At 60.3% G+C, this 20,267-nt stretch carries 21 protein-coding genes and 1 tRNA gene; 10 read left to right on the top strand and 12 right to left on the bottom strand.

The window, feature by feature from the left end:
* The first annotated feature begins 6 nt into the window (after nucleotides 1–6).
* The 3 genes from gcvT (at nucleotide 7) to HU806_RS12410 (ending at nucleotide 2,321) form a co-directional block, all read left to right on the top strand.
* The gene (gene gcvT / locus HU806_RS12400; protein WP_186611647.1) at nucleotides 7–1,131 is read left to right on the top strand and encodes a glycine cleavage system aminomethyltransferase GcvT; all 1,125 of its coding nucleotides are present in this window, start codon (nucleotides 7–9) and stop codon (nucleotides 1,129–1,131) included.
* 393 nt (nucleotides 1,132–1,524) lie between these two features.
* A complete protein-coding gene (locus HU806_RS12405) occupies nucleotides 1,525–1,737 on the top strand; it encodes a cold-shock protein (protein ID WP_186611648.1) in 213 nt (70 codons plus the stop codon).
* Nucleotides 1,738–1,832: 95 nt separating this feature from the next.
* Nucleotides 1,833–2,321 (top strand): RDD family protein, encoded by a 489-nt coding sequence (locus tag HU806_RS12410; RefSeq protein WP_186611649.1) that lies wholly within the window; start codon nucleotides 1,833–1,835, stop codon nucleotides 2,319–2,321.
* A 216-nt stretch (nucleotides 2,322–2,537) separates the two neighbouring features.
* Here the strand turns inward: HU806_RS12410 and nadA are convergent, their stop codons facing one another.
* On the bottom strand, nucleotides 2,538–3,596 hold the full coding sequence (gene nadA / locus HU806_RS12415) for a quinolinate synthase NadA (protein WP_186611650.1): 1,059 nt from the start codon (nucleotides 3,594–3,596) through the stop codon (nucleotides 2,538–2,540).
* Nucleotides 3,597–3,901: 305 nt separating this feature from the next.
* Between nadA and HU806_RS12420 the strand changes: the two genes are divergently transcribed.
* From HU806_RS12420 to HU806_RS12445, 6 genes are all read left to right on the top strand, one after another.
* The gene (locus tag HU806_RS12420; protein WP_186611651.1) at nucleotides 3,902–5,662 is read left to right on the top strand and encodes a copper resistance system multicopper oxidase; all 1,761 of its coding nucleotides are present in this window, start codon (nucleotides 3,902–3,904) and stop codon (nucleotides 5,660–5,662) included.
* A gap of 10 nt (nucleotides 5,663–5,672) precedes the next feature.
* Nucleotides 5,673–6,575 carry a copper resistance protein B gene (locus tag HU806_RS12425; protein WP_186611652.1) on the top strand — a complete coding sequence of 301 codons (903 nt, stop codon included), beginning with the start codon at nucleotides 5,673–5,675 and terminating at the stop codon, nucleotides 6,573–6,575.
* Nucleotides 6,576–6,626: 51 nt separating this feature from the next.
* Complete coding sequence (gene copC / locus HU806_RS12430) at nucleotides 6,627–7,004, top strand: copper homeostasis periplasmic binding protein CopC (RefSeq protein ID WP_186611653.1); 378 nt, start codon at nucleotides 6,627–6,629, stop codon at nucleotides 7,002–7,004.
* 4 nt (nucleotides 7,005–7,008) lie between these two features.
* Entirely contained in the window at nucleotides 7,009–7,920 is a 912-nt protein-coding gene (gene copD / locus HU806_RS12435) for a copper homeostasis membrane protein CopD (protein ID WP_186611654.1), read from the top strand.
* Between the two features lie 263 nt (nucleotides 7,921–8,183).
* Nucleotides 8,184–9,371, top strand: a complete 1,188-nt coding sequence (locus HU806_RS12440) for a cyanate transporter (RefSeq protein WP_186611655.1) — start codon at nucleotides 8,184–8,186, stop codon at nucleotides 9,369–9,371.
* Between the two features lie 123 nt (nucleotides 9,372–9,494).
* The gene (locus tag HU806_RS12445) at nucleotides 9,495–10,406 is read left to right on the top strand and encodes a DMT family transporter (protein WP_186611738.1); all 912 of its coding nucleotides are present in this window, start codon (nucleotides 9,495–9,497) and stop codon (nucleotides 10,404–10,406) included.
* On the opposite strand, the gene HU806_RS12450 is transcribed toward HU806_RS12445, so the two are convergent.
* Genes HU806_RS12450 through HU806_RS12475 form a run of 6 tightly spaced genes read right to left on the bottom strand, consistent with a single transcriptional unit; the run spans nucleotide 10,396 to nucleotide 16,049 of the window.
* On the bottom strand, nucleotides 10,396–10,566 hold the full coding sequence (locus tag HU806_RS12450) for a hypothetical protein (protein ID WP_238350160.1): 171 nt from the start codon (nucleotides 10,564–10,566) through the stop codon (nucleotides 10,396–10,398). The two genes, HU806_RS12445 and HU806_RS12450, sit on opposite strands and share 11 nt — an antisense overlap.
* Complete coding sequence (locus HU806_RS12455; protein ID WP_186611656.1) at nucleotides 10,563–11,903, bottom strand: aspartate aminotransferase family protein; 1,341 nt, start codon at nucleotides 11,901–11,903, stop codon at nucleotides 10,563–10,565. Before HU806_RS12455 ends, HU806_RS12450 begins: the two co-directional genes overlap by 4 nt.
* Nucleotides 11,881–13,005: an aminotransferase class III-fold pyridoxal phosphate-dependent enzyme gene (locus tag HU806_RS12460; RefSeq protein ID WP_186611657.1), complete on the bottom strand. Its 1,125-nt coding sequence runs from the start codon at nucleotides 13,003–13,005 to the stop codon at nucleotides 11,881–11,883. Before HU806_RS12460 ends, HU806_RS12455 begins: the two co-directional genes overlap by 23 nt.
* Nucleotides 13,006–13,013: 8 nt before the next feature.
* On the bottom strand, nucleotides 13,014–13,895 hold the full coding sequence (locus HU806_RS12465) for a TauD/TfdA family dioxygenase (RefSeq protein WP_186611658.1): 882 nt from the start codon (nucleotides 13,893–13,895) through the stop codon (nucleotides 13,014–13,016).
* Nucleotides 13,870–15,435: an AMP-binding protein gene (locus HU806_RS12470; RefSeq protein WP_186611659.1), complete on the bottom strand. Its 1,566-nt coding sequence runs from the start codon at nucleotides 15,433–15,435 to the stop codon at nucleotides 13,870–13,872. Before HU806_RS12470 ends, HU806_RS12465 begins: the two co-directional genes overlap by 26 nt.
* Complete coding sequence (locus tag HU806_RS12475; protein ID WP_186611660.1) at nucleotides 15,432–16,049, bottom strand: thermostable hemolysin; 618 nt, start codon at nucleotides 16,047–16,049, stop codon at nucleotides 15,432–15,434. The genes HU806_RS12470 and HU806_RS12475 overlap by 4 nt, the downstream gene beginning before the upstream one ends.
* Nucleotides 16,050–16,219: 170 nt before the next feature.
* Here HU806_RS12475 and HU806_RS12480 point away from each other — a divergent pair, with 170 nt between their 5' ends.
* Nucleotides 16,220–17,155 carry a LysR family transcriptional regulator gene (locus HU806_RS12480; RefSeq protein WP_186611739.1) on the top strand — a complete coding sequence of 312 codons (936 nt, stop codon included), beginning with the start codon at nucleotides 16,220–16,222 and terminating at the stop codon, nucleotides 17,153–17,155.
* Between the two features lie 116 nt (nucleotides 17,156–17,271).
* Here HU806_RS12480 and HU806_RS12485 read toward each other — a convergent pair.
* From HU806_RS12485 to pal, 5 genes are all read right to left on the bottom strand, one after another.
* Nucleotides 17,272–17,347 (bottom strand) — tRNA-Lys (locus tag HU806_RS12485).
* A gap of 63 nt (nucleotides 17,348–17,410) precedes the next feature.
* Nucleotides 17,411–18,085 carry a 7-cyano-7-deazaguanine synthase QueC gene (queC, locus tag HU806_RS12490; RefSeq protein ID WP_186611740.1) on the bottom strand — a complete coding sequence of 225 codons (675 nt, stop codon included), beginning with the start codon at nucleotides 18,083–18,085 and terminating at the stop codon, nucleotides 17,411–17,413.
* Between the two features lie 19 nt (nucleotides 18,086–18,104).
* On the bottom strand, nucleotides 18,105–18,752 hold the full coding sequence (queE, locus tag HU806_RS12495; protein ID WP_186611661.1) for a 7-carboxy-7-deazaguanine synthase QueE: 648 nt from the start codon (nucleotides 18,750–18,752) through the stop codon (nucleotides 18,105–18,107).
* A gap of 166 nt (nucleotides 18,753–18,918) precedes the next feature.
* Complete coding sequence (gene ybgF / locus HU806_RS12500; protein WP_186611662.1) at nucleotides 18,919–19,752, bottom strand: tol-pal system protein YbgF; 834 nt, start codon at nucleotides 19,750–19,752, stop codon at nucleotides 18,919–18,921.
* Nucleotides 19,753–19,758: 6 nt separating this feature from the next.
* Entirely contained in the window at nucleotides 19,759–20,256 is a 498-nt protein-coding gene (gene pal, locus HU806_RS12505) for a peptidoglycan-associated lipoprotein Pal (protein WP_003178634.1), read from the bottom strand.
* Between the last annotated feature and the right edge of the window lie 11 nt (nucleotides 20,257–20,267).

Genomic DNA, 20,267 nt, shown 5'->3' on the forward strand with positions numbered 1-20,267 from the left:
GCTGATATGTCCACCGAACAACTGTTGAAAACCCCGCTGCATTCGCTGCACCTCGAACTCAGCGCGCGCATGGTGCCATTCGCCGGCTACGACATGCCGGTGCAATACCCACTGGGCGTAATGAAGGAACACCAGCACACCCGTGATCAGGCCGGACTCTTCGACGTGTCCCACATGGGCCAGATCCGCCTGACCGGCGCGGGTGCCGCCAAGGCCTTGGAAACCCTGGTGCCGGTGGACATCATCGACCTGCCGGTGGGCATGCAGCGCTATGCCATGTTCACCAACGAGAACGGCGGTATCCTCGATGACCTGATGGTTGCGAACCTGGGCAATGACGAACTGTTCCTGGTGGTCAACGCGGCCTGCAAGGATCAGGACCTGGCCCACCTGCGCGCCCACATCGGCGATCAGTGCAGCATCGAGCCGCTGTTCGAAGCCCGCGCCCTGCTCGCCCTGCAAGGCCCGGCCGCCGTCACCGTGCTAGCACGCCTGGCGCCAGACGTGGCGAAGATGACCTTCATGCAGTTCCAGCGCGTTACGTTGCTGGGCGTGGATTGTTTTGTCAGCCGTTCGGGCTACACCGGCGAAGACGGCTTCGAGATCTCCGTGCCGGCTGCCGATGCGGAGAAACTCGCCCGTGCCCTGCTGGCCGAACCGGAAGTCGCGGCCATTGGCCTTGGCGCCCGTGATTCGCTGCGCCTGGAAGCCGGCCTGTGTCTCTACGGCCACGACATGAACACCGAGACCACGCCAATCGAAGCCAGCCTGCTGTGGGCCATTTCCAAGGTCCGACGCGCCGATGGCGCCCGCGCCGGTGGTTTTCCTGGGGCTGAAACCGTTTTCGCCCAACAACAGGGCGGTGTGGCCCGCAAACGCGTCGGCCTGCTGCCCCAGGAACGCACACCGGTGCGCGAAGGTGCCGAGATCGTCAACGAAGCGGGCGAGACCATCGGCACCGTGTGCAGCGGCGGTTTCGGCCCGACCTTGGGCGGGCCGTTGGCGATGGGTTATCTGGACAGCGCTTACGTTGCACTCGACACGCAAGTCTGGGCCATTGTTCGTGGGAAAAAAGTGCCTTTGCTTGTAAGCAAAATGCCATTCGTTCCACAGCGCTACTATCGCGGTTGATTAGTTGTTTCTATAAGTAACGCGGCTGCGTTGTACGTGCACTAATGTGTAACGCAACCGCCATAAAAGGGTGCATGTTTAGATATTCACGGGTGCTTATAACGCCACGGAACAACTGGACGTGCCTTTCGAATAAGCCTTCCCCAGCGAGACATCTAAACTGCCACCAAGCTGAGCAATTCCGGGCCCTTGAGGGGGGTTGTATTTTCCTTGGAAGTTGGCGTAGAGTTTCGTCACTGTGTTTGCATGGGTCGCTTGGATCGTGACCTGGGCAGTAGCCTACGAAGTTAGCTACATCCCGTTCGACGTCATCTTACTTTCCTGCAACCCAGCCCCAGTACTCTTTCGCCTGGAAAGAGGCTGTCATTAATTTAGCGTCAAGGAAATAAGAAAATGGCTGATCGTCAGAGCGGTACCGTCAAGTGGTTCAACGACGAAAAAGGTTTTGGTTTCATTACTCCTGAAAACGGTCCGGATCTGTTCGTGCACTTCCGCGCCATTCAGGGCAACGGCTTCAAGAGCCTGAAAGAAGGCCAGAAAGTCACTTTCGTAGCCGTGCAAGGCCAGAAAGGCATGCAGGCTGACGAGGTTCAAGCCGAAGGCTAAGGCTTTCGCAAACTAAAAAAGCCCCTGATTGATATCAGGGGCTTTTTTATGGGCGTAAATCCGTAAAATGGCTTCTTTTTTCCGCCGAGGCCCTCATGCCGAAACACCTGCTCACGCCCCAGGGCAACTTCCCCCCCGCCGGCCTGGGCCGTCGCCTGGCAGCAATGTTCTATGACTTCCTGCTGTGCACGGCGCTGCTGATCGTGACCGGTGGCGTCTACAAAATGATCCAGATGGCAATCATCGGCGAAGAAAAGATGCGTGCCCTCACCGACGCCGGCGCGCTGGACGGTGACCCGCTGCTGTCCACCGTGCTGTTATTCGTGCTGTTCGGTTTTTTTGCCAAGTTCTGGACCCACAACGGCCAGACCCTGGGCATGCAGGTCTGGTGCATCCGCGTACAGAATGCCGACGGCACCGCCATCAGCCTGTGGCAGGCGCTCTTGCGGTTCGTGGTGTCGATTGCGTCGTTGCTGCTGGTGGGCGCAGGTTTCATCTGGGCGCTGTTCGACAAGCGCCAGCGCAGCTGGCATGACATCTATTCGGATACGCAGCTGGTGCGGGTTCCGAAGAAGAGCAAATAAAGGAACAAACACCGGTCCCGTGGCGAGGGAGCTTGCTCCCGCTCGGCTGCGCAGCAGTCGTAAAAGGCCTGTTCGGTTTATCTGAAGATATGCGGCGCTGGCAGCAGGGGGCTGCTTCGCAGCCCAGCGGGAGCAAGCTCCCTCGCCACAAGAACTTCCCAAGTCCCAAGACCTCTCAAAGCTCCAAGCCCTCCAGAGGTCTCAAGATTCCAACAATCAAGCATTGCCCGCCAATTTCATCCGCGCTGCCTGGGTGAAGTCCAGCATGCGCTTGAGCGGGCGAATCGCGTGGGGGATCAGGGCCGGGTCGACGAAGATCTCGTTGCTGCCGTCTTTCAGCGCCTGGAGCGTGCGTTCCAGGGTGTTCATCGCCATCCACGGGCAATGCGCGCAACTGCGGCACGCTGCGCCGTTGCCGGCCGTCGGCGCTTCGATGAAGACTTTGTCGGGGCACAACTGCTGCATCTTGTAGAAGATGCCTCGGTCGGTGGCGACGATCAGCGTCTTGTTCGGCAAGCTCTGCGCTGCGGCGATCAATTGGCTGGTGGAGCCCACGGCGTCCGCCAGCTCGATCACCGACGTTGGCGATTCCGGGTGCACAAGGATGGCGGCGTCCGGATACAGCGCCTTCATGTCTTCCAGCTGCTTGGACTTGAACTCTTCGTGGACGATGCAGGCCCCGTCCCAGAGCAGCATGTCGGCGCCGGTCTTGCGCTGGATGTAGGTGCCCAGGTGCTTGTCTGGGCCCCAGATGATCGTCTCGCCGTTGTCCATCAGGCTCTCGACGATTTCCAGTGCGCAACTGGAGGTCACCACCCAGTCGGCCCGGGCCTTGACCGCCGCCGAGGTGTTGGCGTAGACCACCACGGTGCGCTCCGGATGCTGATCGCAGAACGCCGAGAACTCATCCACCGGGCAGCCCAGGTCCAGGGAACAGGTGGCTTCCAGGGTCGGCATCAATACGCGTTTTTCAGGGTTGAGGATCTTGGCGGTCTCGCCCATGAACTTGACCCCGGCCACCACCACGGTCTTGGCCGGATGGGCGTTACCGAAGCGGGCCATTTCCAGGGAGTCGGACACGCAGCCGCCGGTCTCTTCGGCCAGGGCCTGGATGACCGGGTCACAATAGAAGTGCGCGACCAGCACCGCGTCCTGAGCCTTGAGCTCGGCGGCAATGGCGGCGCGGTACCAGGCCTCTTGCTCGGCGGTCAGCGGCTTGGGCTGCTTGGCATCGAGATGGGCCTGGACCAGAAGGCGTTCGGAAATCTGCGTCATGTTCGCAAGACCTATGGGCGCATTTGCGCGAAAGTCGAGTATACACCCGGCTCCGGACCACTCGGGTACCGCCGGGAAAGTGAGTATCTATCAGGCACGGGACAGCGTGAAGCCGGCAAGGCTACAGAATATCCCGCCGTTGCAAAAGATCATTCTGACCTGCGCCCGACCACCGAAACGGACGCGTCCAGCAAGCTGACTGAAATGTAATCACCCGCCGCGTCCGGCTGTGTCATCTTCTTTTCCAACCGGCACAGGGCACCGCTTCTGTGCCTGCTTCAAAATCGAGCGATGGATTCAACGGCATGCAATCGAACACTTCCAGGCGAACTTTTGTAAAGGGCCTGGCCGCGGGAGGCCTCCTCAGCGGCCTCGGCCTTTGGCGCCCGCCCGTCTGGGCCGTCACCAGCCCCGGCCAGCCCAACGTACTCACCGGCAGCGAATTCGACCTGTTCATCGGCGAGAGCCCGGTCAATTTCACCGGCAGCCCACGCACCGCACAAACCATCAACGGCGGTATTCCCGGCCCGCTGCTGCGCTGGCGCGAAGGCGATACCGTGACCCTGCGAGTGCGCAATCGCTTGGAGGACACCACGTCCATCCACTGGCACGGCATTTTGCTGCCGGCCAACATGGACGGCGTGCCGGGGCTGAGCTTCAAGGGCATCGAGCCCGGCGGCGTGTACGTGTATCAATTCAAGGTCAGGCAAAACGGCACTTACTGGTACCACAGTCACTCCGGTTTCCAGGAACAGTCCGGCGTCTACGGCCCGCTGGTGATCGACGCCAAGGAACCCGAGCCCTTCCAGTACGAACGGGACTACGTGGTGATGCTCACCGATTGGACCGATGAAGCCCCCGGCGACATCCTGAGCAAGCTCAAGAAACAATCGGACTACTACAACTACAACAAACGCACCGTCGGCGACTTTATCGATGACGTGGGCAAGAACGGCTGGGCCGCCACCGTGGCCGATCGCAAGATGTGGGCCGAGATGAAGATGAACCCCACTGACCTCGCCGACGTCAGTGGCGCCACCTACACCTACCTCATGAACGGCCAGGCGCCGGACATGAACTGGACTGGCCTGTTCAAGCCGGGCGAGCGCATCCGCCTGCGCTTTATCAATGGCTCGGCCATGAGCTATTTCGACGTGCGCATTCCCGGCTTGAAGATGAGGGTGGTGGCCTCCGACGGCCAATACGTCACACCGGTGAGCGTCGATGAGTTCCGCATTGCCGTGGCCGAAACCTACGACGTCATCGTCGAACCGACCCAAGAGGCCTACACCCTGTTCGCCCAGTCGATGGACCGCACCGGCTATGCTCGCGGCACGCTCGCGGCCAGGGCCGGGCTGTCGGCGCCGGTACCGCCGTTGGACCCTCGGCCGCTGGTCACCATGGACGACATGGGCATGGGCGGTATGGATCACGGCGACATGGCCGGCATGGGCGAAATGAAAGGCATGGACCACGGCCAGATGCAGGGCATGGATGACATGGCCAACATGGACCACGGAGCCATGTCGGGCATGGCAGGCATGCAGGCCCACCCCGACAGCGAAAAAGACAACCCCTTGGTGGACATGCAGGCCATGACCGTCAAGCCCAAGCTCGACGACCCGGGAATGGGGCTGCGCAATAACGGTCGCAAGGTGCTGACTTATTCGGACTTGCGTAGCACATTCCCCGACCCCGACGGCCGCGAACCCGGCCGAACGATCGAGCTGCACCTGACCGGGCACATGGAAAAGTTCGCCTGGTCGTTCAACGGCGTGAAGTTCTCCGACGCCGCGCCACTGCTGCTCAAGTATGGCGAACGCCTGCGCATCGTGCTGATCAACGACACCATGATGACCCACCCCATCCACCTGCATGGCATGTGGAGCGACCTGGAAGATGAGAACGGCCAGTTCCTGGTCCGCAAACACACCATCGACGTGCCGCCGGGTTCCAGGCGCAGCTACCGCGTGACCGCCGATGCGCTTGGACGCTGGGCCTATCACTGCCACCTGCTGTTCCATATGGAAATGGGCATGTTCCGTGAAGTCCGGGTGCAGGAATGAGGAGCCGACCATGATCAGCCTGTTGAAATACCCTACCCTGCCCGTGGCCGCCCTTGCCCTCGGCACCAGCGTTTCGGCCTGGGCGGCGAGCGACACGATGCAAGGCATGGATCACAGCCAGATGCAGGGGATGGACCATGGCCAGATGCAAGGCATGGACTCGATGCAGGGCATGGAGCCGATGCAGTCGGCCCCCGTCACCAGCCGCACGCCAATCCCGGAGCTGACCGCTGCCGACCGCGCCGCCGTCTATGAGGATCATGGCGGGCATGCGGTGCATGACAGCGCCATCCATTCTTTTTTTCTCATCGACCAACTCGAATGGCAAGACGCCAATGATGGCAGCGCCCTGAGCTGGGATGCCTCCGGCTGGATTGGCGGCGACATCGATCGTCTATGGCTGCGCTCCGAAGGCGAGCGCCTCAACGGCAAGACTGAAGAAGCCGAGCTCCAGGCGCTGTGGGGACATGCCATCAGCCCGTGGTGGGACGTGGTGGCCGGCGTGCGCCAGGACTTCAAGCCAGGCGACCCGCAAACCTGGGCCGCGTTCGGTGTGCAAGGCATGGCGCTGTACAACTTCGAAGCCGAGGCCACCGCGTTCATCGGCGAAGGCGGCCAGAGCGCGGCACGCCTGGAAGGCGACTACGACATCCTGCTGACTAACCGTCTGATCCTGCAGCCCACCGCCGAAGCCAACTTCTACGGCAAAAACGACCCCGCCCACGGCGTCGGCTCGGGGCTGTCAGACACCGAAGTCGGCCTGCGACTGCGCTACGAAATCCGCCGCGAGTTCGCCCCCTATATCGGCGTCACCTGGAACCGTGTCTACGGCAATACCGCCGACTACGCCCGGGATGAAGGCGAAGACCGCAGCGAAGCACGCCTGGTGCTAGGCGTACGCCTGTGGTTCTGATCCGCCGACCTGCTTCACTTAAAACTAAAAACGAGCTGTAGGAGTCCTTGCATGTCATTCATCAAAACCGCTGTCGCCTTGTCCGCCGGCCTGTTGTTCAGTGGCTTGGCCCAGGCCCATCCGAAACTGCTGTCCTCCACGCCGGCCGAAGGCGCCGAAGGTGCGGCACCGGCGAAGATCGAGCTGCACTTTTCCGAAAATCTCATTACCAAGTTCTCCGGCGCCAAGCTGGTGATGACCGCGATGCCCGGCATGTCGGCCCATGCGCCGATGCCCATGGCGGCCAGGGTTTCCGGCAGCGACGATCCGAAAACCATGGTTATCACGCCGAATGCCCCACTCACCGCCGGCACCTATCAAGTCCAGTGGCGCGCGGTATCGTCCGACACTCACCCGATCACCGGCAACGTCACGTTCAAGGTGAAGTGAGTTGATGAGCGACTCGATCAACATCTCGCTACGCTTTGCCCTGTACCTGGACCTGATGTTGCTGTTCGGCCTGGCCGCGTTTGGCCTCTACAGCCTGCGAGGCCAGGAGCGGGTGTCCGGCGCGCAGTTGCCTTTCGCGCCGCTGTTGGTGATCACGGCGGTGCTGGGTGGGTTGCTCTCCTTGGCTGCGATGGCGTGCATGGCCTGGGCGATGAGCGGTGTTTCGGAGTGGGCCGAACTGTGGCCGCACATTGAAATGATGGTGCTGGAAACCGAGGTCGGCTTGGCTTGCACGTTGCGCATCGTGGCGTTGCTGCTGGCCGGTTTTGCCATGGCGCTCAATAAACCTTGGCCGACGGCCAGCCTGGTCCTGGTCACCCTGGCCGGGGCTGTGGCGCTGGCGACGCTGGCCTGGGCAGGCCACGGCGCCATGAACGAAGGCTCACGTCGCAACTGGCAGTTCATCACCGACTTCCTGCACCTGTGGGCGGCGGGTGGCTGGGTCGGCGCCCTGGCCGCGTTTACCCTCCTGCTTCGCCAGGCTGAACCTCAGCTGGCGATACTGGTCCGGTCATTGGTTGGGTTTGAAATCGTCGGGGCGGTGATCGTGGCAGTCATCAGCGTGACAGGCGTGGCCAACTATCTGTTCATCGTCGGCCCAAGTGTCGCAGGGCTGTTCGACAGCACTTATGGTCAGTTGCTGACCTTCAAGCTCATCTTGTTCTCGGCCATGCTGGTGTTCGCCGCGCTGAACCGTTTTCGCCTGACTCCGCTGCTGGAACAGGCCCGACAGACCGGCGAGCACCGCATCGCGGTAACTGCGCTGCGGCGCAGCATGGCTTTGGAGTTCTCCCTAGCCGTCGTGATTCTTGGATTGGTGGCGTGGCTTGGGACGCTGAGCCCGGCGATGGAATAACCGTCTCGCGCCCCATGAGTCCGTGGCGAGGGAGCTTGCTCCCGCTGGGGTGCGAAGCGCCCCCAAAACCTGAGCACTCGGTATGCCAGGCAAATGGTATCCATCCTTTTCGGGTCTGCTTCGCAGCCCAGCGGGAGCAAGCTCCCTCGCCACAAAGGCCGGGTGGGCGGCATTTAATTATTCAATAAGCCCCGCCAGTTTTCAATTTGCCCCATCACCGCTCCCCAGACTAAATGATGCTTTGTTTTAGCCAAGGCCCTGTCATGGAAAGTATTCGAACCTCAAGCACCCACGCCGTCTGGCTGATGGTCAGCATCGTGCTGGTGGCACTGAATCTGCGGCCTTCGATGGCTGCGGTCGGGCCGTTGTTATCGGCCATTCGCGGTGAGGTGCCCTTGAGTTTCAGCATGGCATCGCTACTGACCATGTTGCCGGTCATGGCGATGGGTCTGGCGATGTTCCTGGGCATGCGCGTCGCCCTGCGCATCGGTGAACACCGCACCGTCGTCCTGTCGCTGTTGATCATCGCCATCGCCACGGCATCGCGCTTGTATCTGGACAGCGCCGCCGGATTGATCGCCAGTGCGGTCGTGGCCGGAATCGGGATCGCCCTGATCCAGGCTGTGATGCCGGCACTGATCAAGTCGCGCTTCGCCGGCAACGTCTCGCTGTTCATGGGGCTGTATGTCACGTCGATCATGGGCGGAGCGGCCATTGCCGCGTCGTTTGCACCTTTTGTCCTGACGCAGACCGGCAGTTGGCGCATCGGCCTGGCGATCTGGGCGCTGTTGGCGTTGGTGGCCCTGGGTTGCTGGTACGCCCTGCGCGCAGCCGTGACACCGATGCCCGAAGCCCCCGTCCGTCGGCAAGCGTCGTTCTTTAGCAATTCCCGGGCTTGGTTGCTGGCGATTTTTTTCGGCCTGGGCACCGCCTCCTACACCTGTGTACTGGCCTGGCTGGCCCCGTACTACGTGGAGAAGGGTTGGAGTGAACAGCACGCCGGCCTGTTGCTGGGGTTCCTCACGGCCATGGAAGTGCTGTCCGGCCTCGTCACCCCGGCGATAGCCAATCGCAGCCAGGATAAACGCGTGGTCCTCGCCGTGTTACTGGCGCTGATCATGGGCGGGTTCTGCGGCCTGATCCTTAGCCCGGAACGCTTCAGCCTGTTGTGGCCTTGCTTGTTGGGCCTGGGCATCGGCGGCCTGTTCCCGATGAGCTTGATCGTGTCCCTCGACCACCTGGACACCCCCCGAAGGGCCGGTGGCCTGACGGCGTTCGTGCAAGGCATCGGCTACCTGATCGCCGGGCTCTCGCCATTGATTGCCGGGATGATTCGCGATCAATTGGGCAGCTTCGAGTGGGCCTGGTGGTCGCTCACCGCCGTCATGGCGTTGATGATGCTGATGCTCCTGCGCTTCAACCCCAAGCAATACGCGCGGTATATCAGTTAGTCGACGAAGACAATCCCTACGGGATTGCCGCCAATACAGCCCCGGTTTTGACAGTTCACCCATGACGGCAGGCCGTCTTGTCGATCATGGCGTTCCAGTCCGCAACATAGGAATAAGACCTTGATGAAACACGTCGGCTTTGCCGCCGCTCACTGGGGCATGCTCATTTGGGCGATGCTGATCGCTTCATCGTTCTTTGCAGCGGCCCAGGTCAGCCAGACCATCGACCCGATCCTGCTCACGGGCCTGCGGCTGCTGTTTAGCGCACTGATGTTCCTACCACTGGTGCTCCTGAAAAGCACCTCGCACATTTCCATCAAAGGGCTGCTGGCCCACGCCGTGCTCGGCCTGCTGTTGGCGACTTACTTTGGTTCGCTGTTCGAAGCGCTGCGCTACACCTCAGCGGTAAACACCGCGACGCTGTATACGTTGGTGCCCTTGATGACGTTGCTTTTCGAGGCGTTGCTGCTGCCCGGCTCGAACCTCAAGACGCGCTTGCCGCCCATGCTGCTCGCTGCATCCGGCGCGTTGTTGCTGACGCTCAAAGGCTCGGTCCCGGGACAGATGCCGGACCTCTATCCGGTGCTGGTGTTCGGGACCGGTTGCCTGGCGATGGCACTGTATTCGCCGTTGAGCCAACGCTTCAAGGCGACAGCGTTGCAGGGCCGTGATCCGGTAGCGATGACGTTCTGGAACATGCTGTTCGGTTCGCTGTTCCTGCTGGTGTTCTGCCTGGTCAGCGGCGGGTGGCGCAGCGGTCTGCAACTGTCGACGCTGGACATCGGCTGGCTGGTGTACCTGGCCTTGTTCGGAACCCTCGCCACGTTCTGGCTCTTACACCGGGCAATCGGGGTGATCGCGCCATCCACGGTGGTTTCCTACGTCTACCTCAACACCCTGTTCGTCACCCTGCTGAATGGGTTCTGGCTCGGGCAGCAGCCAATGATGATCGAGATCATCGGCGCGGCGCTGGTGGGGGGCGGCATGCTGGCAATGGTGATCAGCAGCCGCAACGCCAGAACCGTTACGGCTTGAGCCCCATCCGCGCCAGTTGGATCAATGCATTGATCCGCCGATTACGCTCCTTGATGCGCAGCAAGTAGAACTCCAGCAACGTCACGCTGGTCAGCACGCCACGGCGCAGCAGACCGGCCATTTCCCGTAGGGTCAACGTGTCAGGATTGAACATGCTCACGACGCTCTCTTGCCGCGCAGCCATTTGTTAGGCAACTGGTACATATTGCGCACCACCAGCGAAAACGCCTTCACCGCCAGTGCCGGACGTTGGTCAATGGCTTCCAGAGCCTCTTCGATCATCGCCAGGACATGCCGCAACGCTTCGGGTTCGATATTCAATGGCGGATAAAAGCGCAGCACCGGACGTTTGGCCTTTTCATTCATTGAATGCCCGGCATGCACACCGCGTTTGCCCAATTCCATGCTCATCAAGGCCTCATAGACCGAGCCACGCAGGCGCAGGCCCGTCATCAAACCGACGCCCGGCACGTCCTCGACAATGTGCGGATACCGCAGTGCCAGCCGTTGCAGGCCGTGGCGCAACACGCCGCCGTTGACCCGGGCCAACTCCACCAGGCCGTTTTGCTCAATGTAATCGATGGCCGCGAGCGCCGAAGCGCACGCGACTGGATGCCCGCCGTTGGTACGCATATCCGGCTCGATATCGCCGAGGGGGTACTGGCTGGCCAGGAGCTGGCTGTACAGGGCGCAGGCAAACGAGGTGTAGCCACCGGTCAAGCCCTTGGAAAGGATCATGATATCGGGCACCACGTCATCGTATTGCACGGCGAACCATTTGCCGCAGCGACCGAAACCGGTCTGGATTTCATCGGCCACCAACAGGGTGCCGGTGGCGTCGCACAGGGCCCGGATATTGGCCATGTAGCCCACCGGCGGCACCTGCAAATGAGCCCCGCCCAGAATCGGCTCGACGTATACCGCGCACACGCCCTCGCCCACGGCCTTTTGCAACGCGGCGAAATCACCGTAGGGCACGCAGGTCACGTCGGGAGGATCGATACCATAGCTGCCATGGTTCTGCCGCTGGCCGAGGATGCTCATCGCCGCCAGGGTCTTGCCATGGTAGGAACCGCTCATCACCACGATGCCACGCCGCTGGGGCTGGATCCGCAACACATAGCGCAGGCTCTGCTCGACGGCCTCGGCACCCGAGGCCATGAATTGCACGTCGCCCCACTCCCCCGGCACCAACTGGCACAGCCGCTCGGACAAGGTGTCCTGCAACGGATGGCGCCGGCCTTCCGGCACCCAGGCCAGTTGATTCAACTGCGCCTGCACCCGCTTACGCACCATCGGGTTGCGATGCCCGACGATAAACACCCCGTAGCTGCACGCGCAGTCGATGAAGCGCTTGCCGGTGTGGTCGGTGACGTGGATGCCATCGGCCTGCTGCTCGACAGTGGTCTTGCCAAGGCGATACAGCTTGGCCGCCGACGCGCTCCAGTGGCGCTGGCAGTCGTCCAGCAGTTGTTCATGCGGCCTGAGTAAGGACATGGCTTAACGTCTCCTTGATGATGACTGCGGCACGTTGGATCTGCTCGGGGCGCGCGGTGATCGGGCAGCGCAAGATCATTTCGCGGCCGCGGGGCGTACTGACGTAGACACCCCGCTGGTAAAGCGCCTCGCACAACACGGCCGGTTGCAGGCCATCGGCCAGCGGCAGGCTGACCCAGGCGCCCACGGCCACAGCCCCCAATGACGCAAGGGCTTGTGCCAGGTGCTCGCCGTTTTCCTGGCAGCGCCGGGGCGAGTCGTGGGTTTGTACGTAATCCAGCGCGGCCAGGGCCGCCACGCAGGCCATTGGATTACCGGCGGTGGTGCTGCCGTGTTTGGCCGGGCTGCTGCGCCCGTAGACCTGCCAGGCCATGTGTTCGCTGCAGGTATAGGTGCCGATGGGAATGGCACTGCCGCCCAGGGGCCCGCCGAGTACAACGATGTCCGGAATCGGACGATAACGCTGGAAGCCGAACAGCGAACCCAAACCGCCGAGGCAGCTGTGGGTATCGACCGCAATGACCGGTGCCGACGCTTTTGCCGCGCGAGCATGCAATTGCTCGATCAAATCAGCGTCGAACAACCGTAGCCGGCCGTTCGCATCCGTGCGGGTATTGCTATGGCACACCGCGAAGCAATCGCTCCAGTCCACCGTGTCCAGGTCAGCCAGGTGACGGATCGCCACCCGTTTTAATCCGAGGAAGGCCTGGACACCCAGGTCACCTTGCGTGGCATTGAGGCAGCGCCCGTACGTCAGCGAGCCGTAGTCGCCGCCCTGGATAAACACGATGGTGTTGCCCTTGGGCTTGAGCCCTTTGCATAACTTCAAGGCGCCCTCGAAAGCCTCGTCGCCGGAGCTGCACACATAAGAACTGGCCAGCGGCGCGGGCAACAGCTCGGCCAGGCGCCGACACAAGGCAATCAGCGGTTCGGACATCAGCACCCGATTGGACAGGCCCATGACCTGCGCCTGGCGGTTGACCGCCTCAATCACGGACGGCACCTGGAACCCAAACCCGCCGGTCAGGTCAATGACCTGCCGCCCCTCACCGTCGAGGTAGGTCTCATACTGCCCGCCGATAATCTGTTTGTTGTTTTTCATGACATCTCTCAGCGATAGCTCAACGCGTTGAAAATGCGCCGACGCTCGTCGACGATGGTTTCCCGACCGTGCATGACCCGACGGTTATCGATCATCACCACATCGTGGTCACGCCAGCCAACCGGGCAGGTGTAATCGGCGGAGACCTTGGCGATTTCAGCCAGGAATTGGGCAGGAATCGGCTGCCCGGCCAGCGTATCGATGACCGGTGCTTCGTAGTTGAAAGAAGGCCCCAGAATGCTGTTGGCAAAGGCCGGACGCCGGCTGAAGGGAGACGTCAGGATCGCCGATGTGCTGAAGGCGTAATGGATCGAATCATCGGCCGGATTGAAGGAAATCAGGGTTTGCGGGTCGCCACCGATAATTTGCAACAGATCCTCGATACGGACGGCCGCCGGATCCGACAACGTCGGCGAGTAATGACAGACCAGCCGGCGCCATTTATCCCCCGCCACGGTGCGGCTGTAGCGAATCGGGTTTTCTTCAAAGAACGTGCGACAGCCCGGGGACAGTTTTTCCAGCACCCGTTCGCCGTCACACAGGGTGGTTTGCGAACCCTTGCGCGGTGCTTCCTGGCAATAGAACCAGGTCATGTCCGGCCAGAACGGTGAGTTGCCATTTTCGCAGTGCAGTCCGACCGCCTGGCGTCCGGCATCCACTAACTGCGCCGCGCCGCCGACCATGACCCGGGCCGGATCCAGGCTCAAGCGCGAACTGTTTTGCTTCACGTACGCACTGAAGTCCTCGGCGTTGTGAATACAGTTACGAAACAGTACGACACCATAATGTCCCAGCAGCCCATACAACTCAGCCTTGCCCAGGCTGGCGAAGTGGCGCGACTCAACGATGGCGACGTCCGGGTTCTCAAAGTGAAAGGCAGGTGTGCTCATTGGATGCATTCCTTTGCAGAGTGGAAAAAGCAGTGGCGATATCGGCGCGTTTCGGCCGACCGGTAACGGTGTAGAGCTGCTCGATCAACGGATCGTCCCAGGTCAACAACCAGAGCCGGTTCGGTCGCTCGATGTCGGAGAAACGCCCCGCCGACCAGGCGAGTAATTCATCGCGCGGCGGTGTCGACTCGACGCACAGCAACGCCACCAGACCGTGCTGCTCGTCGAAAAACACCGCAGCGTCGTTCACGCCGGGATATTTGCGGTACTCCAGCTCAACCTGCTCGGGGCTGACGTTGCGGCCATTGGGCAGGCAGATCACGTTCTTCTTGCGCCCGTGCACGTAGAGATAGCCATCGGCATCCAGCGCCCCCAGATCACCGGTGTCCATCCAACCGTCGTCCGACATGGAGCAGGCGCTGGGGTCAATTCCCGAATAGCCACTGAACAGCGAGCTGCTCTTGACCTCGATGGTCTGGTCGGCGCCGATCCGCACCTGGACATGGGGCAACGGCTTACCGACACTGCCAAGACGCTGCTGTTCGCAAGTGTTCACGCTGACCACCGACGCGTTCTCCGAAAGCCCGTAGCCCTGGTACACCTCGATTCCTTGCTCGGCCAAGCCGCGCAGGACATCGATACTCACCGCCGCTCCGCCACAGGTGATATGCGCGCCCGATGTCAGGTAGCGCGCCAGTTGCTCGCCCTGCTCGCCACCTTCATTGACCTGCTCCAGGAACCGATTGACCATGACCGGTGGCACCGTCAGAGCCGTTGGCTGGACCCGCAGGATCCAGTCGACCAGGCGCTGTGCCGACGCCCCTGGTTCACCGAGCAGCGGTTCGTCCGACGGCAGGAAATGCACGGTCCCACCCGCCAACAGTGGCAGGTAAGCGGCGGTGACTTGCTCCAGCAGCAGACTCAGCGGCACCAGCGACAGGTAACGGCGATGAGCATTGGCTGGCATGCTCTGGCGCAGCGAGGCCAGCACCGTGCCGACCGCGTGATTGCTCAGGCGCACCCCCTTTGGCCGGCTGGTGGTGCCCGAGGTATGGATGATCTTGCAGATCCACTCTCCCTCGCCGTCCGGCGTGTGCCGCAAAGCCTGTTCGATCGCTGGCTCGTTGAGGCGACGCAGGCGACTGTCGGAAAAATTCAGTTTCCAGCGCTGCGCCAGCGTTCGCTGCCCTGCCGCATCCACCAGAAACCCATCGCAACGCGACGCCAGGTGCTCGGCCTGGGATTGACTGAACGCCAGCGGCAGCGGCAGCGCGGTGATCCCGGCGAACAGACAGGCCAGGTCGGCGACCAGCCAGTCGCTGCTGTTGCGCGTGGCAATCCCCAACACCACATGATCGCCATAGGCCGGCTCAGGGAAACGTCGCTGCAGTTCGGCCGCCAGGTTAAGGGCCCGGTGCTCCAGCTCGCCATAGGTCAGTGCCACCGATTCCTGGCCGGAGTCCAACCAGTCAACCGCGCAGACGGCTTGGCGATTGTCCCGCAACGCCCGTTGTAGCTGAGTGATAAACCCGCCGCTCACGGCTGCGCCCTCGCCAGGCCGTTACCGGGAAGTTGAGTGAATGAGGTATTGAGCGTCATGGCGGCGAAACGTGAACGTTGCGGGTCGACCCGGATGAACCCCGTGACGGGCAACTTGGCGTAATAGCTCCCCCAGTTCTTGCCGCCGTCGTCGGTCAGGCGCGTTGGGTCCGCGGTCAGCAGGGGCTCGAAATCGATCTGGCAACTCTCCATCATTTGCCGTACGCGAGGTGTCACCGTGCACAACAAGTAATGTCCGCCCATGCACCAGGCCAACAATGGAATCATATTGACCAAGATCATGCCGGCCGTCAGGTGATGGGAAATCAGGTTTCCAATCTCGACAATATTCGAGCGCTCGATCGTCTTTTCGAATCGCAGGGACAATATCTCGTCGATGGGTTGCGTCAGGTATTGCTCGGAAAACAGTGTTCGGTGATCCGCAAAGGTAATACCCGCGCAAGCAAGAATACGATCAGCCGGATCCTGAGTCACCGCAAAGTATTGCGGATTCGGTTCAACCGAGGCCGAATAAGAACTGCGAAATTTCTCCTTTACAACTTCTGTAGCTTGCACCCATAACGCTGTCTTAGTTTCTGCGACACGTATTTGCATATCGTCCTCCTCCGTCCTTGTGCAGGATTTCTATAAAAGCGAGGCGAGCATATTGGGGAATTTTCCTACTGACCATTTAAAAAATAAATTGCTTCCGCTAATATATAAATAAACGTTCCTGTCATAAAGGCAGGGGATGCGTGTCAATGGAAGGCGTCAAGAAGGATCTTATGCTCAATAGTAATATGCTTAGAAAGCTGGACATGCAGGACCTGATGGTGTTTGTCGCGGTGCACGAACAGAACAGCGTCACCGAGGTGTCCGAAGCCCTGTGCGTGAGCCAATCAACCGTAAGCTATTGCCTAAAGAAGCTGCGCACGTGCTTCGAAGATGAACTATTTGTTAATACCCGCAGCGGCATGCTTCCGACAAGCAAAGCCACGGCGATGTACCCGCACATACTTAACATCCTTAAAATAATAAACACATGTCATTCTGGCATCCCGGCATTCGATCCGAATCAGAAAGAGATAACCTTCAATGTCTGCGCACCCGAATATTTCGAACTACTCATCCTGCCTAAATTAGTCAAGCGTTTTATTGGCGGCCGTTTCCCGGTCATCATTAATATCACTAAATTCCACAAGGATATTCCAGCCAACGAGTTGATGGAGGGTCGCTTCGACCTGGTTATTTGCTTCGGCCCTAACTTCCATAGCGGCGTCAAGGGATTGCGCTCGCAAGTATTACTGGAAGATGAATTGGTTTGCGTGGTCGATAAGAACTTCATACTGCCGGAAGAGGCGTTCAGCCTGGAATCGTTTGTGGCATGCCAGCATGTTTTTCCGACACCCTGGACATCCGACACCAACATGATCGATGGATGGCTCACCCGGCAAGGCTATAACCGACAGATTGTCGCTCGGGCCAACAGCTATGTAGCGGCATTGAACATGATCACCGGTACCGACTTCATCCTGACCTTGCCTCGACGCATTCAAGCGCTAACCTGCGACGAGGACACGTTCAGCCATCGTCGACCACCGGCAGGTTTACCGAACTTCACGCTGGACATGATGTGGAGCGAAAAACCGAGCCAGGATAGCGCCAACAGCTGGTTTCGCGAACAGATCATCAAAGTCTGTGCCGAGGACGGCCTGCTCTAATCAGCCGAGAACCGCTCGAGTCGTCGAGCGGTTCAGGTTCTGACTTTTATCAGGCAAAAAAAAATCCGGAAATCCTCACTTGCGTGGGCCTTCCAGACTTTTAAAATTACAGAAAATGGTGGGTCGTGTGGGATTCGAACCTACGACCAATTGGTTAAAAGCCAACTGCTCTACCAACTGAGCTAACGACCCTCTGTGTGGTGGCGCGTATAATACTGATTTCTAAGGACTATTCAACACTTAATTTGAAATAAATCAAAAATAAGGGGTTGGATCGCTTACGCCCGCCGCTGAGAAGCCTTCCGCACGCAGTCGGCAGCTGTCGCACTTGCCGCAAGCGCGGCCCTGATCATCGGCCTGGTAACACGAAACGGTCAGGCCATAGTCCACGCCCAGCTTCACTCCCGCCTTGATGATGTCGGCCTTGCTGAGATTTTGCAGCGGCGCCTGGATGCGAAAGCCCTGTCCTTCTACGCCGGCCTTGGTCGCCAGGTTGGCCATGCGCTCGAATGACTCGACGAACTCCGGGCGGCAGTCCGGGTAACCGGAATAATCCACGGCGTTGACGCCAATAAAGATATCTCGCGCCTGCAGCACTTCGGCCCAGCCCAGCGCCAGCGACAGGAACACGGTGTTGCGCGCCGGCACGTAGGTCACCGGAATGCCTTCGCTCGGCGCCTCGGGCACGTCAATGGAGCTGTCGGTCAGGGCCGAACCACCGATGCCATTGAGGTTCAGGCCGATCACCTTGTGCTCGACTACGCCGAGGTCACGGGCTACCCGCTCGGCGGCATGAAGCTCGGCGCGGTGACGCTGGCCGTAATCGAAACTCATGGTGTAGCAGCTATAGCCGTCTGCACGGGCCATGGCCACGACAGTTGCCGAGTCCAGGCCACCGGACAACAGGATGACCGCGCGCTTTTCTGGAATCGTGGTTTGTTCAATCATGTCAGCGCCCCGGCTCATCGTTCCAAAGATATTTATGCAGCTGCAATTGCAGGCGCACCGGCAAATTGTCCGCCACGACCCAATCGGCCAGTTCCCGGGCATTGAGGTCGTGATGACTCGGTGAAAACAACACCTCGCCGGCCCGCTGGTCGAGTCCATACTGGATCAGTTTGGACACGGCCCAGTCGTAGTCTTCCTGCGAGCAAATGACGAACTTGACTTGATCGTTGGGGGTCAACAGCTCGATGTTCTCATAACGGTTGCGATGCGCTTCCTTGGAACCTGGGGTTTTCAGGTCCACGACGCGACTGACCCGTGGGTCGACTGGCGAAATGTCCAAGGCGCCGCTGGTTTCCAGCGAGACCTCATAGCCTGCATCGCACAACTGCTTGAGCAAGGGGATGACGTTGGGTTGCGCCAAGGGCTCACCGCCGGTCACGCAAACATAGCGGGGGCGAAAGCCGGCCACTTGTTCGAGGAGATCGTCGAGGGTTCGCAAAGTGCCGCCGCTGAAGGCATAGGCACTGTCGCAGTACTGGCAACGCAACGGGCAACCGGTGAGGCGCACAAATACAGTGGGCAGCCCGGCCGTCCGCGTTTCACCCTGCAACGAGTAAAAAACTTCGGTAATTCTCAATGTGTCTTGCATAGTCGCCACGGGCGTAACAGCTAAACAGGCTGTCCGCCTCCGTCAGGCACTTCAAGCAACCCCGCCAACGCGTAGATCCCAAGAAGCGTGTTTCAGAAAAAGGGCGTGAATTCTAACGAAAAAACCCGCGACAAGCGCGGGTTTCTTCCAAGCGGGTCAAACAGCCTTACATGCGCTGCAGATCGCGCTGGGCCAACTGGGCAGCGGACGTACCCGGATACTGGGCCACCACCTGCTGCAAAATGCCTTTTACCTTGTCGGTGTGACCGAGGCGGCGTTCCACGTCAGCCAGCTTGTACAACGAATCCGGCACCTTGGCGTGCTTGGGGTACAGCTGCGAGACCTTGGCAAATGCCTGGCCGGCACCTTGCAGGTCACCTTTGGCCAGGTTCACTTCACCCAACCAGTATTGCGCGTTACCCGAGTACTGGCTGTTTGGGTATTTGCGCAGGAAAGCGGAAAAGGCCTGGCTGGCCTTATCGAAATCCTTGGCCTTGATCAGGTCGAAGGCAGCATCGTAATAAAGCTTTTCCTTCGCCGGATCAGCCGGCTCACCACCGGCTGCAGGGGCTGTTGGAGCGGCTGCTCCGGCGCCTGCGGCTGCACCGGGGGCGTTCAAGTCGCCACCGGCTGGAGAATTCTCAGGAGTCGCGGCAGGTGCAACGCCGGTTCCTATGCGCCGATCAAGATCCTGGTATCGCTCCAGGTTTTCTTGCTTCATGCGCGAAATATCATTTTGCAGTTCTTCGATCACACCCTGTTGGCGCGAGATCTGATCCTGCATTTGCTGCAGTTGGTTGAACAGCTGGCCCTGTGCCGAGACAGGGGCCGAAACCCCTCCCCCGGCATAGGCGCCGTTCGTACCGTAACCTGCAGGCGGATAACTGCTCCCGCTATTTTCATAGCCGGTCTGGTTATCGACCACAGGAACCGCAGCCCACGCCGCAAGCGGCGCGAGGCTGAGAGCCAGGACAGTTACAGCACGACGGCACGTTCGCATGACGAATTACTTACGCAGTTCGACGCGACGGTTTTGAGCCCAGGACTGCTCGTCGTTGCCGGTAGCAACTGGACGCTCTTCGCCGTAGGAAACCAGTTCCAGCTGAGCTGGGGAAACACCTTGCAGTACCAGGTAGCGTTGAACGGCTTTCGCACGACGCTCGCCCAGTGCCATGTTGTACTCACGAGTACCACGTTCGTCGGTGTTGCCTTCCAGAACAACGCGAGCGCCGTTTGCTTTCAGGTCTTTGGCGTGAACGTCCAGAGCGCGCATGGCTTCTGGCTTCAGGTCCGAGCTGTCGTATTCGAAGTAGAAGGTGGTGATTGCGCGCAGAGCAGCTTCTTCGCTCAGGGAGCCGTCAACTGCACCAGTGTTAGCGCCGTAACCAGCGTTTGGATCAACAGCGCCTTCACCGGCGTTGTCGCCGCCTTTGGACGAGCAACCTACAGCTACAGCCATGGCCAGAGCCAGCGCAGCAAATTTACCAAACTTCAGCATTTCCATCGTGAAACTCC

It is taken from the genome of Pseudomonas sp. SWRI154 (assembly GCF_014268645.1).
Lineage (GTDB): Bacteria > Pseudomonadota > Gammaproteobacteria > Pseudomonadales > Pseudomonadaceae > Aquipseudomonas > Aquipseudomonas marvdashtae.

Bases quoted from the DNA above. Each gene is read 5' to 3' on its own strand.
- gcvT (WP_186611647.1), top strand. From the start codon at position 7: ATGTCCACCGAACAACTGTTGAAAACCCCGCTGCATTCGCTGCACCTC.
- HU806_RS12405 (WP_186611648.1), top strand. From the start codon at position 1,525: ATGGCTGATCGTCAGAGCGGTACCGTCAAGTGGTTCAACGACGAAAAA.
- HU806_RS12410 (WP_186611649.1), top strand. From the start codon at position 1,833: ATGCCGAAACACCTGCTCACGCCCCAGGGCAACTTCCCCCCCGCCGGC.
- nadA (WP_186611650.1), bottom strand. From the start codon at position 3,596: ATGACGCAGATTTCCGAACGCCTTCTGGTCCAGGCCCATCTCGATGCC.
- HU806_RS12420 (WP_186611651.1), top strand. From the start codon at position 3,902: ATGCAATCGAACACTTCCAGGCGAACTTTTGTAAAGGGCCTGGCCGCG.
- HU806_RS12425 (WP_186611652.1), top strand. From the start codon at position 5,673: ATGATCAGCCTGTTGAAATACCCTACCCTGCCCGTGGCCGCCCTTGCC.
- copC (WP_186611653.1), top strand. From the start codon at position 6,627: ATGTCATTCATCAAAACCGCTGTCGCCTTGTCCGCCGGCCTGTTGTTC.
- copD (WP_186611654.1), top strand. From the start codon at position 7,009: ATGAGCGACTCGATCAACATCTCGCTACGCTTTGCCCTGTACCTGGAC.
- HU806_RS12440 (WP_186611655.1), top strand. From the start codon at position 8,184: ATGGAAAGTATTCGAACCTCAAGCACCCACGCCGTCTGGCTGATGGTC.
- HU806_RS12445 (WP_186611738.1), top strand. From the start codon at position 9,495: ATGAAACACGTCGGCTTTGCCGCCGCTCACTGGGGCATGCTCATTTGG.
- HU806_RS12455 (WP_186611656.1), bottom strand. From the start codon at position 11,903: ATGTCCTTACTCAGGCCGCATGAACAACTGCTGGACGACTGCCAGCGC.
- HU806_RS12460 (WP_186611657.1), bottom strand. From the start codon at position 13,005: ATGAAAAACAACAAACAGATTATCGGCGGGCAGTATGAGACCTACCTC.
- HU806_RS12465 (WP_186611658.1), bottom strand. From the start codon at position 13,895: ATGAGCACACCTGCCTTTCACTTTGAGAACCCGGACGTCGCCATCGTT.
- HU806_RS12475 (WP_186611660.1), bottom strand. From the start codon at position 16,049: ATGCAAATACGTGTCGCAGAAACTAAGACAGCGTTATGGGTGCAAGCT.
- HU806_RS12480 (WP_186611739.1), top strand. From the start codon at position 16,220: ATGCTCAATAGTAATATGCTTAGAAAGCTGGACATGCAGGACCTGATG.
- queE (WP_186611661.1), bottom strand. From the start codon at position 18,752: ATGCAAGACACATTGAGAATTACCGAAGTTTTTTACTCGTTGCAGGGT.
- ybgF (WP_186611662.1), bottom strand. From the start codon at position 19,752: ATGCGAACGTGCCGTCGTGCTGTAACTGTCCTGGCTCTCAGCCTCGCG.
- pal (WP_003178634.1), bottom strand. From the start codon at position 20,256: ATGGAAATGCTGAAGTTTGGTAAATTTGCTGCGCTGGCTCTGGCCATG.